Origin of the sequence: Tannerella forsythia (genome assembly GCF_003860135.1) — a bacterium.
In the GTDB taxonomy this organism is placed as follows: Bacteria; Bacteroidota; Bacteroidia; order Bacteroidales; family Tannerellaceae; genus Tannerella; species Tannerella forsythia_A.
The window spans coordinates 1-1,397 of the sequence record NZ_RQYN01000120.1 but is presented as its reverse complement, the minus strand read 5'-3'; the positions used below and the strand labels follow the sequence as shown (position 1 = coordinate 1,397).

Genomic DNA, 1,397 nt, shown 5'->3' with positions numbered 1-1,397 from the left:
CAACCGAACCCGGTGATATCGCCATAGACGGTCATCGTGGTGCCGTCGGACGTAAAGTTTTGGTCGGGGCTCCAACCGGTTCCTACGGTTACATCGGTCGTGTTCGATCCGCTGACGACCCTGAGGGGCGTACCGACGGTCGCGGCCCGGAAGGCCAGCTGGATGGGCTGTCCGGATTGGACGGTCAGGGTAATGTAGCGGCTCATGTTTATGTTTCCGCCCTGCTGCGTGACGTTCACCTCCTGCGTGACGCTGCCGGCGGTAAAGGTGACCTTGGCCGTGCGGGACGTTGTGCCCGTATAGGCCGCGGCAGTGGCATCGACGGAACCATTGCCCGTACCGCTGCCTGCCGAGAGCGTGAGCCACGTTTCGGACGAGACCGCTGTCCATGCTCCGCTCGCGGTGACGGTGATCGGCTTCGTTTCGCCGGCGGCTACGAAGCTGAGCGTGGCCGGGCTGACGGTAAGCGCGGAGCTTCCGCACGTCTCCGTACCCGTAGTCGGGATATCGGAATCGTCTGATCCATAGATTACCTCCCAGTTTTTACCGGTCGCGATATGCCCGGACGAGGCGAGTACGTCGGCATGCCCGGCGTTAGTCGCGTTATAGGCCGGATAGATTTTTCCCTTATCAGTCTCTCCGGTACGGTCGGGCAGAGAGCAATAGAGCCGGTTCAGCGCAGCGGTAGAGAAGTTGTTGTTGTAGCAACTCAACCCTTCTAATTGGGTACATGCACTGACATCGAGGGCGGGGAGTTCGTTGCTGGGGCAATCCAACTCCTTTAATCGGGTACATGCGCTGACATCAAGGGCGGTGAGGCGGTTTTCGAAGCAACTCAACCTCTCTAATTGGGTACATGCGCTGACATCGAGCGCGGTGAGGAGGTTATTGTAGCCAAACAACTCCTTTAACCGGGTGTTATGCGAGACATCGAGGGCGGTCAGATTGGCACGGTTATTGCTACAGTCGAACCCGGTAATATCGCCATAGACGGTCATCGTAGTGCCGTCGGACGTAAAGTTTTGATCGGGACTCCATGAAGTTCCGACGGTGATCGTCTGGTTGTTCGATCCGCTCTTAACCAGTACGGGCGTGCCGGCGGCCGCGGCCTGGAACCTCAGCTTGATGGGCTGTCCGCTCTGTACCGTCAGGGTGATGTAACGGCTCATGTTTACGCTTTGTGCCTGCACGGTGGCGGCACCTGCGGTCATCGCCATCCAAAAAGCGATGATCCAAATCGATAATTGTTTAATTCTGTTCATGATGATTAATGGTCAATTGTCAATTGTTAATTGTTATTCTTTACTACTTGACTACCTTTGACTACTTTGCTACTTTTCAGTATTCAGATACCACAAGTTGCACAAGTTTATGACAAGGAACACAAGTTTTCCTTT

Annotated in this window: 1 protein-coding gene; it reads right to left on the bottom strand. The window is 55.3% G+C overall.

The features are described 5' to 3' along the window. Positions 1 to 1,262 (bottom strand): BACON domain-containing protein (locus EII41_RS13540; protein WP_221620732.1); only part of this gene is annotated, 1,262 nt, incomplete at its 3' end. Between the last annotated feature and the right edge of the window lie 135 nt (positions 1,263 to 1,397).